Here is a 20356-nt window from a genome sequence, read left to right as displayed (position 1 = left end):
CCTCCCGGTCGTTAAGTTAGCTGCATCAGAAGTCATTTGGCTCTCAGGAGTACATCATGGCATTTGATCTCATCACCGCCTCAGACCGCCGTCATTCGACCTTGCAAAAGGGCTTCAACCTGCGCTGGCCGTTGGGCAATGTGCAGGGCGAGTCGTCACCCAATGGCGCGCAATGCATCTACCTCTGCCACAGTCCCCAGGACATCATCGACGCTGCGGCCGAGGCGCTGGCGGTCGTCCACGGGCGTATAACGGTTCGAAGCGGCGGCCACTGCTACGAAGGTTTCGTTAGCAACAAGATGCCCGGCAACAGCGACGAGGTGCTGTCGATACTGGATATCAGCGCACTGAACCAGGTGGTCTACGCTGCCGATGGGCAACTCGCTTCCCAGCTGCTACCCACGCGGCCCGAGCGCTACAGCTTTCGCCTGGAAGCCGGTGGGCAGAATTGGGATGCGTACGTCAGGTTGTACAAGCTGGCCAATAAGACACTGCCAGGCGGCTCGTGCTATTCGGTGGGTTTGGGCGGGCATATTTGCGGGGGCGGCTATGGGTTGCTGTCACGCAAACACGGCCTGGTTTGCGATTGGCTGCACGGTGTCGATATGTTGGTGCCGAACGCACAGGGCACCGGCCTGGAACCGGCGCATGTCTCGCGAGACAGCACAGACCTTGACGAGCTCGCCCTCTTCGCCGCGTGTTGCGGCGCAGGCGGCGGTCAATTCGGCATTATTACCAGCTACTACTTCAAGGCATTGCCCGAAGCACCGAAGGAGGTGCTGTGGCTGGTGCTGGAATGGGATTGGTCGCTGTTGACCGAGAAGTCCAGGCTCGACGACCTGCTCATCGCTTACCAGGACTGGTTCGCGCGCAATCAGAGCAACCCCGACACCTGGGGGCTGGCCACCAAATTGGAAATGCGCCATCAGCACACCGGTAGTGTGACCCTGGGCATTCATTACGTTGATCGAAATGGAGAACTGCAGGACCAGGCACCCTTCGAAGATTTCGTCGCAACCATGCTCGGCGCCATTGGCCTGCCCGCAACCGAATGCCTGGTACCGTTTTACGTCGTGCATATGCCCAGCGGCGGCGCACGCGGGCGTTCCATCCAGGCGCTGCCCGACGCGCTGGCGGCCACGCGACGCCTGGATTGGCTGGTGTGCCAGCAAACCTTGAATGGTTCAGGGGACAATCTGCGCGGGCGCTACAAGTCTGCGTACCAAAAGGGTGAATTCGCGCCTGCGGTGCTCCAGGCGATCTGGGACACGTTGCACCTGAACGACCCCGATGAACACCTGACCCAGAGCCTGATACAAATCCAGTCGTTCGGCGGGCGAATCAACGCGCCCACACCGGCGGTTCGCAAAGAGTCGTCGGTCTCACAACGCTCGTCCTATCTGAAGTGGCAACCGCAGTGTTATTGGTACGAGGCCAGCGAGGCAGCGGATCAGGCACACGCCCGCTGGATTCAAGGACTGTTTTTCCAAGCCTTCGTCAACGACAACGGGGTTCCGCTCAACGATCAGTTCGAGGGCTGCTACATCAACTATCCGGACCTCGACATGACCCACATTGGCGGCGACCCGGCCAATCCGAAAAACCCCAACTGGTACAAGATTTTTGTCCCTGACCTCATGATCGAAAGCCGCCTGCGGCGCACCAAGCAGCGTTGGGACCCGCACAATGTGTTCCGTAACGAGATGTCGGTGCCGTAAGCCGGTAAAAAAGGGCGACCTCAAGGTCGCCCTATTTCAAAGCTCGATGCGCTCAACCTTGCCCACCAGCAACACGTAGGACAGCGCCCCAAGCAACGCCAGCACCGCAATGTAGGTAATCGCTGGCGCAAACGAATCACCGCTGGCAAGAAAACCAATCACGATCGGCGTGGCAATGGCCGACAGGTTGCCGATGAAGTTGAACACGCCACCGGTCAGGCCCAACAGCCGTGCGGGGGCAAGCGTGGACACCAGCGACCAGGTGATCGACGCCAGGCCATTGCCGAAAAACGCCAGCGCCAGGAAGGCAATCACCCAGGCTGTGGAGTCCACGTAGTTGGCGCCGATGATCGCGGTGGAAATCAGCAGCCCGCCAATGATCGGCAACTTGCGCGCAAAGCCCACCGAGGCGCCCCGGCGAATCAGCCAATCGGAGAAAATCCCCGAGCACAGCACGCCGACGAACGCCGCCAGAAACGGCAGCGAGGCCAGCAGGCCGGACTTGATGAAGTCCATCCCGCGATACTTCACCAGGTAGGTCGGGAACCAGGTCAGGAAAAACCACAGGGTCGAGTTCAGGCAAAACTGCCCCAGGTAGATGCCCCACAACTTGCGCTTGCTCAGCACGATGCCGAGGTCGACCCAACTGAACGGCGCCTTGGTCGCTTGCGCCTGCATATCCACCAGGCCGCCGCCGTCGCGGATCAACTGGATTTCCGCCGCGTTGGCGCCTTTGAAATCCTTGGGCTCGCGATACACCGCATACCAGATCACCGCCCATAGGATGCCGACACCACCGGTGGCGACGAACACCATGTGCCAGCCGAACGCATGCTGCAGCCAGGCCAGCACGGGGGTGAGAAACGCCAGCCCGACGAACTGCCCGGAGGTGTAGACGCCAATCGCCGTGGCGCGCTCGCGCTCGGGAAACCAGGTGGTCACGACCCGGCTGTTGATCGGGTAGGCCGGGGCTTCCAGGGCGCCGACGGCCATGCGCAACACGAACAAGGCGATGAAGCTGGCGGCAAAGCCGAGCATGACGGTGGCGATCGACCACAGCAGCAGGGCCGCAGTGTAGAGAATGCGCGGGGGCACACGGTCTACCAGCCAGCCGCCAGGAATCTGCATGGCGGCGTAGGTCCAGCCGAACGCCGAGAAGATCAGCCCGACATGGACCGGGTCGATGCCCAGCTCGCTGGTCAGCGCAGGGGCGGCAATCGACAGGTTGCTGCGGTCGAGGTAGTTGATCACCACGGTGATGAACAGCAGCACCATGATGAAGAAGCGCTTTCGGCTAGGCGTGACTAAGGAAGCCTGTCCGCTTGAGGGTTCAGGATGCATGGGTGCCTCTTCTTGTGTTTATTGAGGGCTGAATAGGACTGACTGAAGAAACCGGATCAAAATGTGGGAGGGGGCTTGCTCCCGATAGCGGTGAACCTGCCGCCAAAGCGTTGCCTGACACTGCGCTATCGGGAGCAAGCCCCCTCCCACATTTCTGACCCTGGTCTTTCAGTTGGAAATCACCACTCGGCGAAACTGCCATCGGCATGGCGCCAGATCGGGTTGCGCCAGCGATGACCAATGGCCGCCCGCTCGATCACATATTCCTCGTTGATCTCAATGCCCAGGCCCGGGCCGTTGGGGATCTTCACGAAGCCCTGGTCATAATCGAACACACCGGGGTCGCGCACGTAGTCGAGCAGGTCGTTGCTCTCGTTGTAGTGAATGCCCAGGCTTTGCTCCTGGATAAAGGCGTTGTAGCAAACCGCATCCAGTTGCAGGCAGGCCGCCAGGGCGATCGGGCCCAGCGGGCAGTGCAGGGCCAGTGCCACGTCGTAGGCTTCGGCCATGTTGGCGATCTTGCGGGTTTCGGTGATGCCGCCGGCGTGGGACGCATCCGGCTGAATGATATCGACGTAGCCTTCACTGAGCACACGCTTGAAGTCCCAGCGCGAGAACAGGCGCTCGCCCAGGGCAATCGGGGTGCTGGTCAGCGGTGCCAGTTCCTTGAGGGCCTCGTAGTTTTCGCTGAGCACCGGCTCTTCGATGAACATCAGCTTGTACGGGTCCAGCTCCTTCATCAGCACCTTGGCCATGGGTTTGTGCACACGGCCATGGAAGTCGACGCCGATGCCCACATTGGGGCCGACCGCATCGCGTACCGCCGCGACGTTGGCCAGGGCCAGGTCGACTTTTTCGAAGCTGTCGACGAACTGCAGCTCTTCGGTGCCGTTCATTTTCACCGCAGTGAAACCACGGGCCACAGCCTCTTTGGCGGCGCGGGCAGTGTCCGCCGGGCGGTCGCCACCGATCCACGAATACACGCGGATCTTGTCACGCACCTGGCCACCCAGTAGGTCGCTGACGGAAACACCCAGGGCCTTGCCCTTGATGTCCCACAACGCCTGGTCGATACCGGCGAGGGCGCTCATGTGCACCGCGCCACCGCGGTAGAAACCGCCACGGTAGAGCACGGTCCAGATGTCTTCGATATTGCGTGGGTCTTTACCGATCAGGTAGTCGGACAATTCTTCGACGGCAGCGGCCACGGTGTGGGCGCGACCTTCAACCACGGGCTCACCCCAGCCGGTGACACCCTGGTCGGTTTCGACCTTGAGGAAGCACCAGCGCGGCGGGACGATGAAGGTCGTCAGTTTGGTGATTTTCATCTGTTATCTCTCTTGTAGATGCGGCGCCAGCAGGCGCGGAACTTGAAATCAGCTCAGGGCTTTCCAGGCTGCGACATACGCCTGGGCGCGGCTCGCGACCTGCTCCACGGACATGCCCGGCTTGAACAAGCCCGAGCCCAGCCCGAAGCCTTTGGCACCGGCGTCGGTGAATACCTGCATGTTGTCCGGGGTGATACCGCCTACCGGCAGCAGCAACGTGCCCGCCGGCAATACTGCGAGCCACGCCTTGATCACCGCCGGGCCCATTTGCTCGGCCGGAAACAGCTTCAGCACGTCGGCGCCTTCGGCCAGTGCGGCAAAGGCCTCGGTCGGCGTGGCCACGCCCGGTGACAGGTACAGGCCCGCCGCTTTCGCCGCACGCAATACCTTGGCATCGCTGTGCGGCATGACGATCACTTGGCCGCCGGCGGCTTTGACCTGCTCGACCTGCTCGGGCGTCAACACCGTACCGGCACCGATCAGACAATCGGCGGGCAGGCTGTCGCGCAGGGTCCGGATGCTGGTGTAGGGGTCCGGCGAGTTCAGCGGTACTTCGATCACGCGAAAACCGGCCTGGTACAGCACCTGGCCGACAGCTTGGGCTTCGTCCGGACGCACACCGCGCAGGATCGCGATCAAACCGTTTTGTGCGAGTGCTTTCTTGAGCATGTCAGGCCTCCGTTACAGGTTGAGTGAGCCCGGCCGCCTCGGCCAGTTGCCACAAGCCGCGCTCGCTGGCTTCCGGCGCCAGGCTGACGTGGGCGAAGCCGCACTGGGCGAGGGCGCGTTGATAGCGGGCGCAGAGAGGGGCGGCGCCGACCAGGATGATCGGCTTGCGTTTGGCGCTGTCGGGTAAACCGGCGAGTTCATGGCCGATCAGCAGGCCGGACAGGTAGTCGGGCTGCTGCTCAGGCGTAAGTTCGGCGGTCAGCCCGAGGGTGCGCGCACTGAACAGGGTCGAGAGCACGCCGCGCTGGCCGTCCGCCGACAGCGCGACAGCCACGCCTCGGTCAAACGCCTCGGTGTGGAAATGTTCCGATGATTGCTGGGTACGTCCCAGGATGCTGTGCTTGCTCAATATGGCGAACAGCTCGCCGGTCATGAACGTGTCGAAGTGCGTGATACAGCCCTCGACCACCTCGACCCATTTGGAATGGCTGCCCGGCAGGCCGATCAGTACGTCGGTGGCGAGCCCGTGCAGCACACCGAGTACCTGGGTTTCTTCGCCGCGCATCACATTGGGCAGGCCGACCTGTTCGATCACGCCCGGCACGATATGCACATCGACGCCACGCAGGCTGCGCACCTTGTGCAGTGCCTGGCCCAGGCTGGCAACATCCACCGGGGTGTTGCGATAAGCCGCTTCGCTCCAACCCTGTGCGCTACCCACCATGCCGCAGGCGATCACCGGCAGTTCGGGCTGGGCGTCGAGCCAATCCCCGCAGGCGCTATCGAATGCCAACTCAAAGCCATTGCTGCAGCGAGCATCCGCGATGTCACGCGGTTCGCTGGGCAAATGCATGATGCCCCAGGGCAGTGAGCGTTGTTCCAGAACCACGCCGGCGGGACCTAGTTTGTAAGCACGAAGGGAGCTGGTTCCCCAATCGAGCGCGATCAATTGCGCCTGCATCGCTTCACCTGAAATGAGTGGGTGCTGAAAAAAGCAGATGGGCGAATATAAACCTATGCCTGGCAATATCTCAATATATAAATAACAGTCCCATATATTGGGAGATAAGCGCGCAAAATCTTACACATCCTTGGGAAGAGGCGAGTTGCGTCAGCAAATAACGGTTAAAAAATAGACAAATCCAGTTCGCGCATCGCACCCATCCAGACCGCGTACTCAGTGTGGTCCTTCAGGTCATCGCCGGTATCAGGGTGCAGGAACACCACCAAGCCATTGCGATGCAGCGCCAGCCAGGGCAGCACCACGCCGATGTATTCCGGGTCGAACGCCAGCTGGCAACTCCAGTCCGGGTGCGGGCCTACCGGACGCTCATGCACGCGCCCCATGCGTAGTGGAAAGAGCGCTGCCGCGTCTTCACACAAGGTGCGCGCCTGGTCGATCGTGCTGGCGTCGAAGTAGATATGGGCGTGATAGCCCTTGATACGTTGCATGCCGGACTCCGGTTCCACTGTGCAGCGATCCTAGACCGCAATCGACGGCAGGGCCAGCCCGGTCAATGACTGCGCGCTGCTGGCCTGCTCCGCCACCAGCCAATCGACAAACCGTTCGACCAACTGACGGCGTCGCTTGCGCTGAGGCTGCACCACGTAATAGCCGAAACGCGAGATCACTGTGTCGCTGATCGGCCGGCACAACCACTGCTGCTCCAGCAGGTCATCCACCAGATGGCGCCAGCCGATCGCAACGCCCTGGCCGGCAATGGCCGCCTGAATCAGCAGCGTGTAATTGTCGAAGCGCAATTGGCCAGGGGTGGGCGCGGCGCTGATTCCCAGCTCGCGAAACACACCGGCCCAGTCGAACCAGTGGCGGTTGTTTTCCTGGCGCAAGTGCAGCAACGGGTAGTCCGGCAGGGTCTGCACCGTCAGCGCTGTGGCCTGGTGCTTGAGCCATTGCGGGCTGCACACCGGGAACACTTCCTCGTTGAACAGCCACAGGCTGTCGCCTTGCTTGAAGCGTCCGTCACCAAACAGCACCGCCACGTCGGTGTCACTGCGCAGGCTGGCGTGGTTGCGCTCGCTGGTCACCAGGCTCACATCCACCTGCGGGTTGGCCTGGTGGAAACGATGCAGGCGCGGCATCAGCCAGTAGGCGGCGAAGGCGAAGTCGGTGGCCACTTGCAGCACTTCGTGCTGGTCTTGCTCGGTGACGGTGCTCAAGCCCAGGTTAATGGTGTGCAGGCCGGCCTGGACGTGTTCGAACAGCAGGGCGCCCGCTTCGGTCAACTCGATGCCACGGTAGATGCGGTCGAACAAGCGGATCGCCAGCTGCTCTTCGAGGCGTTTGATCTGCTGGCTGATGGCCGGCTGCGTGGTGCCCAGCTCCATCGCCGCGGCAGTAAAACTGCGCTGACGCGCCGCCGCTTCGAACGCGCGCAGCAGGTCGAGGGAGAGGTCACCGAGTGCTTCATACATAAGCTGTGCTTATCCTAGGCATTGTTCTTCATGGGCTTTACCAGGCTTTGCGCGGGCTGCATGCTCATTCGCATAAACACTGCCTATGGAATGCCGAGAACCCATGAAGCGCAAGAACATTCTTTTCATCATGGCCGATCAAATGGCCGCACCGATGCTGCCCTTCTACGGATCTTCCCCGATCAAGCTGCCGAACCTGAGCCGCCTCGCCGAACACGGCGTGGTCTTCGACGCCGCCTATTGCAACAGCCCGCTGTGTGCGCCTTCGCGCTTTACCTTGGTCAGCGGCCAGTTGCCAAGCAAGATCGGCGCCTATGACAACGCGGCAGACTTCCCGGCCGATGTACCCACTTACGCCCACTACCTGCGGCGCCTCGGTTACCGCACCGCGCTGTCGGGCAAGATGCATTTCTGCGGTCCCGACCAGTTGCACGGTTATGAAGAGCGCCTGACCAGCGACATCTACCCGGCGGACTATGGGTGGGCGGTGAACTGGGACGAACCGGATGTACGCCCCACCTGGTACCACAACATGGCCTCCGTGCTGCAAGCCGGGCCGTGCGTGCGTACCAACCAGCTGGATTTCGACGAAGAGGTGGTGTTCAAGGCCCAGCAATACCTGTTCGATCATATCCGCGAGGACGGCGAGCAACCGTTCTGCCTGACCGTGTCGATGACCCACCCCCACGACCCGTACACCATTCCCAAGCCGTTCTGGGACCTGTACGACGACGCCGACATCCCCTTGCCCGCCACGCCGGCACAGGGCGATCTCGACCCGCACTCCCAGCGTTTGCTCAAGGTCTACGACCTGTGGGACAAGCCGCTGCCTGTGGATAAAATCCGCGATGCGCGCCGTGCCTATTTCGGCGCGTGCAGCTACATCGACAGCAACGTCGGCAAGCTGCTACAAACCTTGGAAGACACCGGCCTGGCGGATAACACCATCATCATCTTCTCCGGCGACCACGGCGACATGCTGGGCGAACGTGGCCTCTGGTACAAAATGCACTGGTTCGAGATGGCCGCCCGCGTGCCGCTGCTGGTCAGTGCGCCGGGGCAATTCGCGGCGCGCCGTGTGACCCAGGCCGTGTCGACCGCCGACCTGTTGCCGACCCTGGTGGAATTGGCCGGCGGCGAGCTCGACCCACACCTGCCACTGGATGGCCGCTCGCTGCTGCCGCACCTCAAAGGCGAGGGCGGACACGACGAAGTGTTCGGCGAATACATGGCCGAAGGCACCATCAGCCCACTGATGATGATTCGCCGAGGCGCCTACAAATTCATCTACAGCGAAGACGACCCTTGTCTGCTGTTCGATGTGCACAACGACCCGCACGAGCGGGAGAACCTCAGCCAGTCACCGGAACACCGGCCACTGTTCGAGGCGTTTTTGAACGAAGCGCGGGCCAAATGGGACATCCCGGCGATCCACCAACAGGTGCTCGCCAGCCAACGCCGCCGTCGCCTGGTATTCGAGGCACTGACCCAAGGCAAGCTGAAGAGCTGGGATCACCAGCCCCTGGTAGACGCCAGTCAGCAGTACATGCGCAACCATATCGACCTCGACGACCTGGAGCGCAAGGCACGTTATCCACAACCCTGCCAAAACCAATAAATACAGAGGGAAGGCCATGCAAAAATTAACGGTTGTGCTGGGCATCCTGGCGTTGAGCAGCGCCAACGCCTACGCAGACGCCAGTTGTGAAACGGTGAAAATGGCCGACCCCGGCTGGAGCGATATCGCGGCGACCAACGCCATCACCGGTTTTCTGCTGAGCGGCATGGGCTACAAGGCCAAGGTCGACACCCTGGCAGTGCCGATTACCTTCGGCGGGCTCAGGGACGGCCAGGTCGACGTGTTCATGGGCAACTGGATGCCGGCGCAGCAAGGCTTCTATGACAAGTTCGTGGCGAACGGCGAGGTGGTGCAGCTGGCGAAGAACCTCGACGGCACCGAGTTCACCCTCGCCGTACCGGACTACGTGTGGGAAGCCGGCGTGCATGATTTTGCCGATCTGAATAAATTTGCCGACAAGTTCGACAAGAAGATCTACGGCATCGGCTCCGGCGCACCGGCGAATATCTCGCTGCAGGAGATCATCAAGAAAAATGACTTCGAGCTTGGCCAGTGGAAGCTGATCGAATCGAGTGAGCAGGCGATGCTGGCGGAAGTGTCACGGGCGGTGAAGAAGCAGAAATTCGTCACCTTCCTCGGCTGGACACCGCACCCGATGAACGTGCAGTTGAAAATGCGTTACCTCAAGGGCGGCGAGAAGTATTTTGGTGACACCGGCAGCGTCTACACGTTGACCCGCAAGGGTTATGCGCAAGCCTGCCCGAATGTGGGGAAACTGCTGACCAACCTGAGTTTCACTCAGGCCATGGAGAACAGCATCATGGCTGACGTGGTGAACAACAAGGTCAGCAATGCGGACGCCGCGAAGGCGTGGATCAAGGCCAATCCGGCGGTGTTGGACAAGTGGCTGGAAGGTGTGAAGACGCTGGATGGCCAGGATGCATTGGCCGCTGTGAAAGCCAAACTCTAAGACACACCACGATCCAAATGTGGGAGGGGGCTTGCTCCCTCCCACAAGGACCTGTGTGTACTGATAACCTGAGCCCAACCCTTGAATCCGAGCCCGCGATGCCCCGGCCCAACCGCCACACACTATTCCCCTTCCTCAGTTGGCTGCCGCGCCAAACCCGCGCCAGTGTGGGCCGGGATGCCGTCGTCGGCCTCAGCGGCGCGGTACTTGCGCTGCCGCAGTCGATTGCCTACGCACTGATCGCCGGGCTCCCACCAGAATACGGGCTCTATGCGGCCATCGTTCCGGTGTTAATCGCTTGCCTGTGGGGCTCGTCCTGGCACCTGATCTGCGGTCCTACCGCGGCGATCTCCATCGTGCTCTACGCCAGTATCAGCCCGCTGGCGGTGCCGGGTTCCCAGGATTACATCACCTTGATCCTGCTGCTGACCGTCCTCGCCGGCGCTTTCCAATGGCTATTGGGCATGCTGCGCTTCGGCGCGCTGGTGAATTTCGTCTCCCATTCCGTGGTACTCGGTTTCACCCTCGGCGCCGCCGTCGTGATTGCCCTCGGGCAGTTGCCCAACCTACTGGGGCTGGAGCTTGCGAGCCAGGCCACCGCCATCAACAGCCTGCTGGCGCTGCTCGAGCATGGCGGCGAGGGGGACCGCGCCTCGCTCGCCCTGGGCTTGGGCACCTTGCTGGTGGGCGCGCTGCTCAAATACCTGATGCCACGCTGGCCTACCCTGTTGATCGCCCTGGCCCTGGGCAGCCTGGCCGCGTGGCTGTGGCCGGCGCTGTTCGGGCATGTGGCGTTGGTCAGTGCGTTTATCGGCCAGCTACCGCCCTTGCGTTCATTGCCAATGGATCTGGATACGATCCTGCGCCTGCTACCGAGTGCCGTGGCAGTGGGCATGTTGGGCCTGGTCACCAGTCTGTCGATTGCGCGTTCCCTATCGGCCCGTTCCCAGCAATTGCTCGACGCGAATCAGGAAGTCCGAGCCCAGGGTTTATCCAATATCATCGGCGGATTTTTCTCCGGGTATGTGTCGGCGGGTTCCTTCACCCGGTCCGGTCTCAGTTACGAGGCGGGGGCCTGCTCGCCATTGGCCGGCGTGTTTTCCGCGCTCTGGGTAGCGCTGTTCGCGCTGTTTGGCGCGGGGCTGATCGCACACATTCCGATCCCAAGCATGGCGGCGAGCATCCTGCTGATCTGCTGGGGGCTGGTGGACCGCCGAGGCATCCGTGCGTTGTTCCGTGTGAGCCGCGCCGAATTTGTGGTGATGGGCCTGACGTGTATCGCCACCTTGCTGCTGGAACTGCAAACGGCGATTTATGCGGGAGTGCTCGCGTCGCTGTTTTTCTACCTCAAGCGCACTTCGCAACCGCGCATTCAGCAGTGGCGCGACGGTGACGAGGATGTATTGCGAGTGGGTGGCTCGATCTTTTTTGGCGCCAGCCACTACCTGCAAGTGCGCCTGCAGAGTCTGCAGGGCGAGCGGGTGGTGATCGAATCGCAGCAGATCAACTTCATCGACTATTCCGGGGTGGAGATGCTGCATCAGGAGGCGCGGCGGTTGAAGCGGCACGGACGTAGCCTGACGTTGCGCGGGGCCAGGCCACAAGTCGTTGAAGAGTTGAAGAAACTGGAAGGGCCAGACAAGTGCCCCATCCATTTCGAAGACTGAACGCGATCAAACTGTGGGAGGGGGCTTGCTCCCGATTGCGGTCTGTCAGCTACTCATATGTTGACTGAAACACCGCTATCGGGAGCAAGCCCCCTCCCACAGTTTGATTGGCGTCAAGCCAGCTGGCGGCGCAATTCGGCCAGCACTGGCGCCGAATCCGGACGCACACCGCGCCACAGGAAGAAGGCTTGCGCCGCTTGTTCCACCAGCATGCCCAGGCCATCCATCGCTACCGCAGCACCCTGTTCTTCAGCCCAGCGGCAGAACGCGGTGGGTTGCTTGGCGTACATCATGTCGTAGCAGAACGTCTTGCCCGGTTCGATCAAGCTGCCCGCAATTGGCGGTACATCGCCTGACAGGCTGGCGGAAGTGGCGTTGATGATTACGTCCACCGGCTCACGCAGCCAATCGAACCCACTGGCAGACACCGGCCCCAGGTCGTCGAACAGCTCGGCCAGCACCTCAGCTTTTTCCACGGTGCGGTTGGCGATAATCAGCGAGGCAGGCTTCTCAGCCAGCAACGGCTCCAACACGCCGCGTACCGCGCCACCGGCGCCCAGCAGCAGAATGCGCTTGCCTTGCAGGTTGAGCCCGGCGTTCACGGTCAGGTCGCGCACCAGGCCGGTGCCATCGGTGTTATCCCCCAGCAACGTGCCATCGGCCAGCTTGCTCAGGGTATTCACCGCGCCGGCGCGTTGGGCGCGCTCGGTGAGTGAGTTGGCCAGCCGGAAAGCGTCTTCCTTGAACGGCACGGTGACGTTCGCGCCACGACCGTGTTGAAAGAACTCACGGGCGCAGCCGGTGAAATCCTCCAGCGGCGCGAGCAGTGTGCTGTAGTCCAGTTGCTCGCCGGTCTGTTCGGCGAACATGCGGTGAATCAACGGCGACTTGCTGTGGCCGATGGGATTGCCGAAGACGACATAGCGATCCATCACTCCACCACCTTGGGCGCAGCCAGGCCGAGCCAGTCGCGGTCCTGCAGGAAGTAATCAGTGAGGCGCGCTTCATCGCTGCCGGCTTCGGCTTTCCAATCGTAGCTCCAGCGCACCTGGGGCGGCAGCGACATCAGGATCGACTCGGTACGCCCGCCCGATTGCAGGCCGAACAGGGTGCCACGGTCATAGACCAGGTTGAACTCGACGTAACGCCCCCGGCGAAACTCCTGGAACTGGCGCTGCTGTTCGGTATAGGCCATCGCCTGGCGGCGTTGCACGATCGGCAGGTAGGCGTCGATATAGGCATCACCGATGGCGCGGATGAAGGCGAAACAGGTGTCGAAGCCCCATTCGTTCAAATCATCGAAAAACAGGCCGCCGATGCCACGCGGCTCGTTGCGGTGCTTGATATGGAAATAGGTGTCGCACCAGGCTTTATAACGCGGGTAGACGTCCGCGCCGAATGGCGCACAGGCCTGCTCGGCCACGCGATGCCAGTGCACGCAGTCCTCTTCATTGCCGTAGTACGGCGTGAGGTCAAAGCCGCCGCCAAACCACCACACCGGCTCTTCGCCTTCTTTTTCTGCGGTGAAAAAGCGCACATTGGCGTGGGACGTCGGCACATGGGGGTTATGGGGATGGATCACCAGCGACACACCCAGTGCCTCGAAGCCGCGACCGGCCAGTTCCGGGCGGTGTGCACTGGCAGACGGTGGCAAGCCGCTGCCAAACACGTGGGAAAAGTTAACGCCGCCTTTTTCGATCACCGAACCGTTTTCAATCACACGGGTGCGACCGCCGCCACCGGCAGGCCGGGTCCAGGCGTCTTCGATAAAGCGTGTGTCCGTCTCGAAGGTTTCCAGGGCGCTGCAAATGCGGTCTTGCAGGTCAAGCAGGTAGGCTTTAACAGCCTCGGTGCGGGTAGTCATGGCATCACCTTGAATCGGGCAAAGCTACGCGAGGCCATTGGGCGTCGGCGGCAAATGGGCGCACAGGATACCACCGCACCCCGTGCCGTCGCAGTTGACGAAGATCAAGCTTAGGAGTCCGATAGGGGCCTTTGTATTATTCGACCCAAGGAGAAGGTAAATGGCCAAACGTATCCAGTTCAGCGCCCATGGCGGCCCCGACGTGCTCGAGTATGTGGACTACACACCAGCGGAGCCTGGCCCACAGCAGGTTCGGGTACGTAACGAAGCCATTGGCCTGAACTTCATCGACACTTACTTTCGCAGCGGCCTTTACGCACCACCGAGCTTGCCATCGGGGCTGGGCGCAGAGGGGGCGGGCGTGGTCGATGCCGTGGGCAGTGACGTCAGCCAGTTCAAGGTCGGCGACCGCGTGGCCTACGGCAGCGGCCCGCTGGGCGCCTACAGCCAGTTGCATGTCTTGCCCGCCGCCAACCTGGTGCACCTGCCAGACGAGATCAGCTTCGAACAGGCCGCCGGCGCCATGCTCAAGGGCCTGACCGTGCAGTACCTGTTGCGCCAGACGTATGAGTTGAAGGGCGGCGAAACCATTCTGTTCCACGCCGCTGCCGGCGGCGTGGGCTCCCTGGCCTGCCAATGGGCCAAGGCGCTGGGCGTCAAGTTGATCGGTACCGTGAGCTCACCGGAGAAGGCCGCCCTGGCCAAATCCCTGGGCGCCTGGGAAACCATCGATTACAGCAAGGAAAATGTCGCACAGCGCGTGCTGGAATTGACTGACGGCAAAAAGGTGCCGGTGGTGTATGACGGCGTCGGCAAAGACACCTGGCTGACCTCACTGGACAGCGTGGCACCGCGTGGCTTGGTGGTGAGTTTTGGGAATGCGTCGGGTGCGGTGGACGGGGTGAACCTGGGGATTCTGGCGGCGAAGGGTTCGCTGTATGTCACCCGCCCAACGCTGGCGACCTATGCGAGCAATCCAAAGGACTTGCAGGCAATGGCCGATGATCTGTTCTCGATGATCAAGAGCGGCAAGGTGCGCATCGACATCAACCAGCGTTATGCGCTGGCGGATGCGGCCAAAGCGCAGACCGAGTTGTCGGCGCGGCGCACGACGGGCTCAACCATTCTGCTGCCTTAAACAAGTCATCGGGAACAAGCCCCCTCCCACCCTTGACCGAGTTGTCATGACGAACACCGATCAAATGTGGGAGGGGGCTCGCCCCCGATGGGCGCGACTCGGTCTCAAGACGGTCGCACTACATCCCCTGTCACCAGGTCGCGGATCAGGCTCGGGTTCTTGCGCCCACCCAGGGCGCCACCCAGCACAAGGTCCACTTGCCCACGGAAATACTGCTCCACCCGAATCCGCGTACGCGCGGCCGGGCGGCCCTGGGGGTTGGCCGAGGTGGAAATCAGCGGCCCGACCTGAGCACACAAATCCCGTACCAACGGATGGTCACTGACCCGCAGCGCCACAGTGTCATGCACACCGGTGACCCATTGCGGCAGCAAGTCCTGATGGGGCACCAGCCAGGTATTCGGCCCAGGCCAGGTGCTGGCCATGCGCTCGATCCAGGTGTCGGGGAAGTCTTCGAACAGGAAGTCGAACTGGCGAATGTTGTCCGCCACCAGGATCAGGCCCTTATCCACTGAGCGATTCTTGATCGCCAGCAGACGGTCCACCGCTTCTTCATTCCACGGGTCGCAGCCCAGGCCCCAGACCGCTTCGGTCGGATAGGCAATCACCGCACCTGCGCGAATTTCTCGCGCGGCTTCCAGCACACGCCACCTGTTGACCATTATTTACCCTCCGAACTAAAGCTGTGGGCAGTTTACCGATCTTCGTTACGAAACCCAGCTACAAAAGCCGCTACAAACGTTCGCAGCGCGCCAGCCATCGCCCGCTTTCGCAGATCACCTGGCCCTCGAGTTCCAGCTCGGTCAGGGTCGCCAGCACCTGGGCCAGTGGCCGGCCACTGGCAATCGCCAGGGCTTCGCTGGTATGGGGAGCCGCGTGCAGCAGGGCCACCAGCGGATGCACCACCGGCACCGGCGCCGGGCGTGACAACGCCTGCCAACCGCGCAAGCCTTCCAGAATGTGCTCGATGGTTTCCACCAGCACCGCGCCATCACGAATCAACTGATGACAACCCTTGGCGCCGGGGTGATGGATGGAACCAGGAATGGCATAGACCTCACGCCCTTGTTCCGCAGCCAGGCGTGCGGTGATCAGCGAACCACTGGCCATGCCGGCTTCCACCACCAGAACACCCAGGGATAAACCACTGATGATGCGATTGCGCCGTGGAAAGTTGCCGGCCTGGGGTGGGGCGTCCAGGGGAAACTCGGAGACCACGGCGCTGCCCTGGGCAATCATGGCGGCGGCGAGCGTCTTATGGCGCTGTGGATAAAAATTTTCCAGGCCGGTGCCGAGCACACCGATGGTATGACCACCCACGTCCAATGCGGCTTGGTGAGCCGCACCGTCGATACCCAGTGCGAGGCCGCTGGTGATGACAAAACCGGCGCTGGCAAGGCTGCGGGAAAAGGCGGCAGCGGTGTCCATGCCAGGGCGGGAAGCGCGACGGCTGCCGACCACGGCCAGCTGCGGTTTTTCCAGCAACGTCGGGTCGCCGGCAACGAATAATAGCGGCGGTGCATCGTCGATCTGGCTGAGCAGTGCAGGGTAGTCAGGCTGGTCCCACATCAGTAAATGCTGGGCCGGGCGGGCCAGCCACGCCAGCGCCGCACTGGCGCCATCGCGAACATCCGCACTGCGCCGGGCATCGGCACTCACCGCCCGCAACCCGAGCGCGCGCCAGGCACTGGCCGGTGCACTGATGGCTTTGGAAGCAGAGCCGAACGCCTCGATCAACACGCGAAAACGCTGGGGACCCAGTTCCGGCAGCCTGTGCAAGCGTAGCCGGGCTTCCAGCTCTGCCGGGGAAATTTCATGACTGTTTATCGGAAACATTTGATCGTCCTTGACCGGAACAAGCTGTGGATAACTCTGTTGGTAACTTATTTAGCAGGCTATTTATTGCGTTTGATCGGCGCTCTCGAAACGATCCATTACCGCCAGGGAGCGGGACGCGCTGAGCACCAGGGCATAGCTGAGTTTTTCATAGGTGCGAAATACCAACAGCGTGCCGGCGCGAACCTCCGGGAGTCTCGTCGGGCTACCGGTAAGTGCATCGCGCACCGAGGAGCCAGCCCGGATCACCGTAAGCAATTGGCCTTCGACCAAGCCATCGCGGCGCCCCTTGTTCAGGGTTACCGTATCCAGCACGCCGATCTGCGTGACCCCCTTGGGGATGTCGATGATGTGCCCTTCGACGAAGGGCGCAGCTGCAGGGATTTTCAGGTCCGCCAGGCCGACGCCGGGTTCGGCGCGCAGCAAACGGTCGCCTGGGCGCACTTCCTGGGTCACCCTTTGCACGGCCAGGGTGGTCAGGTCGTCAGCCAGCAAAAAGCGTGCGGTGCCGATGTCGTCGGCGTTGACCCCAAGCAATTCCCGAGTGTTGGGGTCGGTGTAGACCCTGCCTCGGCGGAAGATCCCATAGCTCGGCTGGGTCGGGTCCAGGCTGCCTCTGGCATAGATGCGTTCACCCGTGGCGCCCAGCACGCGCCCGGCATCGGCAGCAACGATATAGGGCGCGTTGTCCAGGTCCTGGGGCGAGTCGAGTATGCGGTTGTGCAGCAAGAAGCCCTGGATAGCCTTTTGCGTGGAAGAATCCAGGCGCTGGCCGGGCTGGGGAATCAGCGCCATGGCGAACGGGGTCCATAGCAGCAAGACGAGTAGCGATTTCCTCATGGGGTCAATCTCCTTTATTATGTGCGTTCGCGTGAAACGCCATAGCCTTCGCGGCTTTCGAACGTTTCACACCGGCTGCCTGGGTCCATCCCACCGCCGATTTGCCTCTACCTCACATGTGCAGCAATTACGCTTATGGCTATTTTGAACATCCTCGAATTTCCCGACTCGCGCCTGCGCACGATCGCCAAGCCGGTGGCCGTAGTGGACGACAAGGTTCGTCAGTTGGTCGATGACATGTTTGAAACAATGTATGAAGCCCCGGGCATCGGCCTCGCCGCGACCCAGGTCAACGTGCACCTGCGCGTCGTGGTCATGGACCTCTCCGAAGATCGCAGCGAACCGCGGGTGTATATCAACCCCGAGTTCGAACCGCTGACCGACGAGATGGGCGAATACCAGGAAGGTTGCCTCTCGGTGCCGGAATTCTACGAGAACGTCGAGCGCCCGCTGCGCGTGAAGATCAAGGCCCTGGACCGCGACGGCAAGCCGTTCGAGCTGATTGCCGAAGGCCTGTTGGCGGTGTGCATCCAGCACGAGTGCGACCACCTCAACGGCAAGCTGTTTGTCGATTACCTGTCCACCCTCAAACGTGACCGGATCAAGAAGAAGCTGGAAAAAAAGCATCGCCAGCAAGCTTGATGCCCTTCTTCCAAAGGCTTGCTGCGGCAAGCCTTTTTCTTTTGTGACTGTTTTTAACCGAGAACTCCGATGACCGAGCCACTGCGCATTGTTTTTGCCGGTACCCCCGAATTTGCCGCCGAACACCTCAAGGCGCTGCTTGCCAGCCCTTATGAAATCGTCGCGGTGTACACCCAGCCGGATCGCCCGGCCGGGCGCGGGCAAAAACTGATGCCCAGCCCGGTCAAGCAACTGGCGCTGGAGCACAGTATTACCGTGCTGCAGCCACCGACCCTGCGCAACGCCGACGCCCAAGCTGAACTGGCCGCACTGAAGCCGGACCTGCTGGTGGTCGTCGCCTACGGTTTGATCCTGCCCCAGGCCGTACTCGATATCCCGCGCCTGGGCTGCATCAACAGCCACGCTTCGTTGCTGCCACGCTGGCGCGGCGCGGCGCCGATCCAGCGCGCGGTGCAAGCCGGCGACAGCGAAAGCGGCGTGACCGTCATGCGCATGGAAGCCGGCCTGGACACCGGCCCGATGCTGCTCAAAGTCACCACCCCGATCACCGCTGAAGACACCGGCGGCAGCCTGCACGACCGCCTGGCTGAAATGGGCCCGCCCGCCGTCATCCAGGCCATCGCCGGTCTCGCTGCCGGCACCCTGGAAGGCGAGGTGCAGGACGACAGCCTGGCGACGTACGCCCACAAACTGAACAAGGACGAAGCACGCATCGACTGGAGCCGCCCGGCCGTGGAGGTGGAGCGCTGTGTGCGGGCCTTCAACCCATGGCCGATCTGCCACAGCACCCTTAACGGCGAAGCGTTGAAGGTGTTGGCCGCGACCCTGGCCGACGGCAAAGGCGCACCCGGCGAGATTATCGGTGCCAGCAAGGACGGCCTGTTGGTGGCTTGCGGTGAACAGGCGCTGTGTCTGACGCGCCTGCAATTGCCCGGCGGCAAGGCGCTGAACTTCAGCGATCTGTTCAACAGCCGCCGTGAGAAATTTGCCTTGGGCAGCGTACTCGGGGCGGCCGCCCAATGAACCCACGTCTGGCTGCCGCCAAGGCTCTCGCCGCCGTCCTCAACGGCAAGGCGTCGCTGAACAGTTCGTTACCCACGCAACTGGATAAGGTTGAAGACCGCGATCGCGGTTTCACCCAGGACCTGGCGTTCGGCACCGCCCGTTGGCAACCACGCTTGTCGGCGCTGGCAGCCAAACTGCTGCAAAAGCCGTTCAAGGCGGCGGACGCTGACGTCGAGGCGCTGTTGCTGGTGGGTCTCTACCAGTTGCTCTACACCCGCGTGCCGGCCCACGCTGCCATTGGTGAGACGGTTGGTTGCGCCGACAAGCTGAAAAAGCCCTGGGCCAAGGCCCTGCTCAATGCCGTGTTGCGCCGCGCCCAGCGCGAAAGCGAAGCGCTGCTGGCCGAGCTGGAACATGACCCGGTGGTGCGTACCGCGCATCCACGCTGGCTGCAAAAATCCCTGAAGGCATTCTGGCCCGAGCAATGGGAGGCCATCTGCGCGGCCAACAACGCGCATCCGCCGATGATCCTGCGGGTTAACCGTCGCCATCACCGCCGCGACGCCTATCTGCAATTGCTCAGCGAGGCCGGCATCAGCGCCGCGCCATGTGTGTACAGCATCGACGGCATCGTGCTCGAGACCGCCACCGACGTGCGCAGCCTGCCAGGCTTTGCCGAAGGCTGGATCAGCGTGCAGGACGAGGCCGCGCAATTGGCCGCCGACCTGCTCGACCTGGCGCCCGGCCAGCGCGTACTGGACGCCTGCTGCGCGCCTGGCGGTAAGACCTGTCACATCCTGGAAGTCGAAAAAGACCTGGGCGGTGTAGTTGCCGTCGACCTGGAAGCCAAACGCCTGGTGCGCGTACGCGAGAACCTCGCACGCCTGGGCCTCAGCGCCGAGCTGATCGCCGCCGACGGCCGCGACACCGCCACCTGGTGGGATGGCAAACCGTTCCAGCGCATCCTGCTGGATGCGCCGTGTTCGGCCACCGGCGTGATCCGTCGTCATCCGGACATCAAGCTGACCCGCCAGCCCGACGACATCGCCGCCCTGGCCGTGCTGCAAGGCGAACTGCTCGACGCGCTATGGCCGACCCTGGAAGTCGGCGGCATCCTGCTGTACGCCACCTGCTCCACCTTGCCCACCGAGAATACCGAGGTCATCCAAGCCTTCCTTGCCCGCACCACCGGCGCGCGGGAGCTAGACCTTGCGACCACGGCCGGCATCAAGCAACCGCACGGCCGGCAACTGCTCGCGCAGGAAGGCGGGCACGATGGCTTCTACTACGCCAAACTGATCAAGATCGCCGCCGCGCGCGGCTGAA

General features: G+C 62.2%; 19 protein-coding genes. 8 read left to right on the top strand and 11 right to left on the bottom strand.

All coding sequences use genetic code 11. The annotated features are described in order from the left end of the window. The first annotated feature begins 56 nt into the window (after window positions 1-56). A complete protein-coding gene (locus tag C4J85_RS00165; RefSeq protein ID WP_124408707.1) occupies window positions 57-1718 on the top strand; it encodes an FAD-binding protein in 1662 nt (553 codons plus the stop codon). Window positions 1719-1754: 36 nt separating this feature from the next. On the opposite strand, the gene C4J85_RS00160 is transcribed toward C4J85_RS00165, so the two are convergent. The 6 genes from C4J85_RS00160 to C4J85_RS00135 all read right to left on the bottom strand — a co-directional run bounded on the left by C4J85_RS00160 (window position 1755) and on the right by C4J85_RS00135 (window position 7489). Further along, window positions 1755-3059: an MFS transporter gene (locus tag C4J85_RS00160; RefSeq protein WP_124365257.1), complete on the bottom strand. Its 1305-nt coding sequence runs from the start codon at window positions 3057-3059 to the stop codon at window positions 1755-1757. A 179-nt stretch (window positions 3060-3238) separates the two neighbouring features. Beyond that, window positions 3239-4387, bottom strand: coding sequence for a galactonate dehydratase (gene dgoD, locus C4J85_RS00155; RefSeq protein ID WP_003170741.1), 1149 nt, complete (start codon window positions 4385-4387; stop codon window positions 3239-3241). A 48-nt stretch (window positions 4388-4435) separates the two neighbouring features. Then, entirely contained in the window at window positions 4436-5056 is a 621-nt protein-coding gene (locus tag C4J85_RS00150) for a 2-dehydro-3-deoxy-6-phosphogalactonate aldolase (RefSeq protein ID WP_124360601.1), read from the bottom strand. Window position 5057: 1 nt separating this feature from the next. Then, window positions 5058-6017 (bottom strand): 2-dehydro-3-deoxygalactonokinase, encoded by a 960-nt coding sequence (locus C4J85_RS00145; protein WP_124408706.1) that lies wholly within the window; start codon window positions 6015-6017, stop codon window positions 5058-5060. 164 nt (window positions 6018-6181) lie between these two features. Beyond that, a complete protein-coding gene (locus tag C4J85_RS00140) occupies window positions 6182-6508 on the bottom strand; it encodes a DOPA 4,5-dioxygenase family protein (RefSeq protein WP_124365255.1) in 327 nt (108 codons plus the stop codon). A 30-nt stretch (window positions 6509-6538) separates the two neighbouring features. After that, complete coding sequence (locus C4J85_RS00135) at window positions 6539-7489, bottom strand: LysR family transcriptional regulator (protein WP_124408705.1); 951 nt, start codon at window positions 7487-7489, stop codon at window positions 6539-6541. Between the two features lie 103 nt (window positions 7490-7592). Between C4J85_RS00135 and betC the strand changes: the two genes are divergently transcribed. From betC to C4J85_RS00120, 3 genes are all read left to right on the top strand, one after another. Continuing rightward, entirely contained in the window at window positions 7593-9107 is a 1515-nt protein-coding gene (gene betC, locus C4J85_RS00130; RefSeq protein ID WP_124408704.1) for a choline-sulfatase, read from the top strand. A 16-nt stretch (window positions 9108-9123) separates the two neighbouring features. Then, complete coding sequence (gene choX, locus C4J85_RS00125; RefSeq protein ID WP_124408703.1) at window positions 9124-10038, top strand: choline ABC transporter substrate-binding protein; 915 nt, start codon at window positions 9124-9126, stop codon at window positions 10036-10038. Between the two features lie 98 nt (window positions 10039-10136). Beyond that, a complete protein-coding gene (locus tag C4J85_RS00120) occupies window positions 10137-11705 on the top strand; it encodes a SulP family inorganic anion transporter (RefSeq protein ID WP_124408702.1) in 1569 nt (522 codons plus the stop codon). A 113-nt stretch (window positions 11706-11818) separates the two neighbouring features. On the opposite strand, the gene aroE is transcribed toward C4J85_RS00120, so the two are convergent. Both aroE and hemF read right to left on the bottom strand, forming a co-directional pair. Further along, window positions 11819-12637, bottom strand: a complete 819-nt coding sequence (aroE, locus tag C4J85_RS00115) for a shikimate dehydrogenase (RefSeq protein WP_124408701.1) — start codon at window positions 12635-12637, stop codon at window positions 11819-11821. After that, entirely contained in the window at window positions 12637-13569 is a 933-nt protein-coding gene (gene hemF, locus C4J85_RS00110; protein ID WP_124408700.1) for an oxygen-dependent coproporphyrinogen oxidase, read from the bottom strand. Before hemF ends, aroE begins: the two co-directional genes overlap by 1 nt. Before the next feature lie 160 nt (window positions 13570-13729). Between hemF and C4J85_RS00105 the strand changes: the two genes are divergently transcribed. After that, a complete protein-coding gene (locus C4J85_RS00105) occupies window positions 13730-14707 on the top strand; it encodes a quinone oxidoreductase (RefSeq protein ID WP_124405890.1) in 978 nt (325 codons plus the stop codon). A 104-nt stretch (window positions 14708-14811) separates the two neighbouring features. Here C4J85_RS00105 and C4J85_RS00100 read toward each other — a convergent pair whose 3' ends face one another. From C4J85_RS00100 to C4J85_RS00090, 3 genes are all read right to left on the bottom strand, one after another. Beyond that, a complete protein-coding gene (locus tag C4J85_RS00100) occupies window positions 14812-15369 on the bottom strand; it encodes an L-threonylcarbamoyladenylate synthase (protein ID WP_124365246.1) in 558 nt (185 codons plus the stop codon). 70 nt (window positions 15370-15439) lie between these two features. Further along, window positions 15440-16543, bottom strand: a complete 1104-nt coding sequence (gene dprA / locus C4J85_RS00095; protein ID WP_124408699.1) for a DNA-processing protein DprA — start codon at window positions 16541-16543, stop codon at window positions 15440-15442. A 63-nt stretch (window positions 16544-16606) separates the two neighbouring features. Beyond that, the gene (locus tag C4J85_RS00090; RefSeq protein WP_124408698.1) at window positions 16607-17383 is read right to left on the bottom strand and encodes a peptidoglycan-binding protein; all 777 of its coding nucleotides are present in this window, start codon (window positions 17381-17383) and stop codon (window positions 16607-16609) included. 135 nt (window positions 17384-17518) lie between these two features. On the opposite strand from C4J85_RS00090, the gene def reads away from it, so the two are divergent. From def to rsmB, 3 genes are all read left to right on the top strand, one after another. After that, window positions 17519-18025, top strand: coding sequence for a peptide deformylase (gene def / locus C4J85_RS00085; protein ID WP_005783383.1), 507 nt, complete (start codon window positions 17519-17521; stop codon window positions 18023-18025). A gap of 69 nt (window positions 18026-18094) precedes the next feature. Further along, on the top strand, window positions 18095-19048 hold the full coding sequence (gene fmt, locus C4J85_RS00080; RefSeq protein ID WP_124408697.1) for a methionyl-tRNA formyltransferase: 954 nt from the start codon (window positions 18095-18097) through the stop codon (window positions 19046-19048). Further along, complete coding sequence (rsmB, locus tag C4J85_RS00075; RefSeq protein ID WP_124408696.1) at window positions 19045-20355, top strand: 16S rRNA (cytosine(967)-C(5))-methyltransferase RsmB; 1311 nt, start codon at window positions 19045-19047, stop codon at window positions 20353-20355. Before fmt ends, rsmB begins: the two co-directional genes overlap by 4 nt. Window position 20356: the final 1 nt, after the last annotated feature.

Origin of the sequence: Pseudomonas sp. R4-34-07 (assembly GCF_003852375.1) — a bacterium.
Taxonomy (GTDB): domain Bacteria; phylum Pseudomonadota; class Gammaproteobacteria; order Pseudomonadales; family Pseudomonadaceae; genus Aquipseudomonas.
The sequence above is the reverse complement of the archived record's forward strand: the minus strand, read 5'-3'. Positions and strand labels throughout refer to the sequence as shown.

Bases quoted from the DNA above. Each gene is read 5' to 3' on its own strand.
- C4J85_RS00140 (WP_124365255.1), bottom strand. From the start codon at position 6,508: ATGCAACGTATCAAGGGCTATCACGCCCATATCTACTTCGACGCCAGC.
- C4J85_RS00160 (WP_124365257.1), bottom strand. From the start codon at position 3,059: ATGCATCCTGAACCCTCAAGCGGACAGGCTTCCTTAGTCACGCCTAGC.
- C4J85_RS00100 (WP_124365246.1), bottom strand. From the start codon at position 15,369: ATGGTCAACAGGTGGCGTGTGCTGGAAGCCGCGCGAGAAATTCGCGCA.
- betC (WP_124408704.1), top strand. From the start codon at position 7,593: ATGAAGCGCAAGAACATTCTTTTCATCATGGCCGATCAAATGGCCGCA.
- choX (WP_124408703.1), top strand. From the start codon at position 9,124: ATGCAAAAATTAACGGTTGTGCTGGGCATCCTGGCGTTGAGCAGCGCC.
- C4J85_RS00145 (WP_124408706.1), bottom strand. From the start codon at position 6,017: ATGCAGGCGCAATTGATCGCGCTCGATTGGGGAACCAGCTCCCTTCGT.
- dprA (WP_124408699.1), bottom strand. From the start codon at position 16,543: ATGTTTCCGATAAACAGTCATGAAATTTCCCCGGCAGAGCTGGAAGCC.
- rsmB (WP_124408696.1), top strand. From the start codon at position 19,045: ATGAACCCACGTCTGGCTGCCGCCAAGGCTCTCGCCGCCGTCCTCAAC.
- C4J85_RS00105 (WP_124405890.1), top strand. From the start codon at position 13,730: ATGGCCAAACGTATCCAGTTCAGCGCCCATGGCGGCCCCGACGTGCTC.
- C4J85_RS00150 (WP_124360601.1), bottom strand. From the start codon at position 5,056: ATGCTCAAGAAAGCACTCGCACAAAACGGTTTGATCGCGATCCTGCGC.
- C4J85_RS00165 (WP_124408707.1), top strand. From the start codon at position 57: ATGGCATTTGATCTCATCACCGCCTCAGACCGCCGTCATTCGACCTTG.
- aroE (WP_124408701.1), bottom strand. From the start codon at position 12,637: ATGGATCGCTATGTCGTCTTCGGCAATCCCATCGGCCACAGCAAGTCG.
- C4J85_RS00090 (WP_124408698.1), bottom strand. From the start codon at position 17,383: ATGAGGAAATCGCTACTCGTCTTGCTGCTATGGACCCCGTTCGCCATG.
- hemF (WP_124408700.1), bottom strand. From the start codon at position 13,569: ATGACTACCCGCACCGAGGCTGTTAAAGCCTACCTGCTTGACCTGCAA.
- def (WP_005783383.1), top strand. From the start codon at position 17,519: ATGGCTATTTTGAACATCCTCGAATTTCCCGACTCGCGCCTGCGCACG.
- C4J85_RS00135 (WP_124408705.1), bottom strand. From the start codon at position 7,489: ATGTATGAAGCACTCGGTGACCTCTCCCTCGACCTGCTGCGCGCGTTC.
- fmt (WP_124408697.1), top strand. From the start codon at position 18,095: ATGACCGAGCCACTGCGCATTGTTTTTGCCGGTACCCCCGAATTTGCC.
- dgoD (WP_003170741.1), bottom strand. From the start codon at position 4,387: ATGAAAATCACCAAACTGACGACCTTCATCGTCCCGCCGCGCTGGTGC.
- C4J85_RS00120 (WP_124408702.1), top strand. From the start codon at position 10,137: ATGCCCCGGCCCAACCGCCACACACTATTCCCCTTCCTCAGTTGGCTG.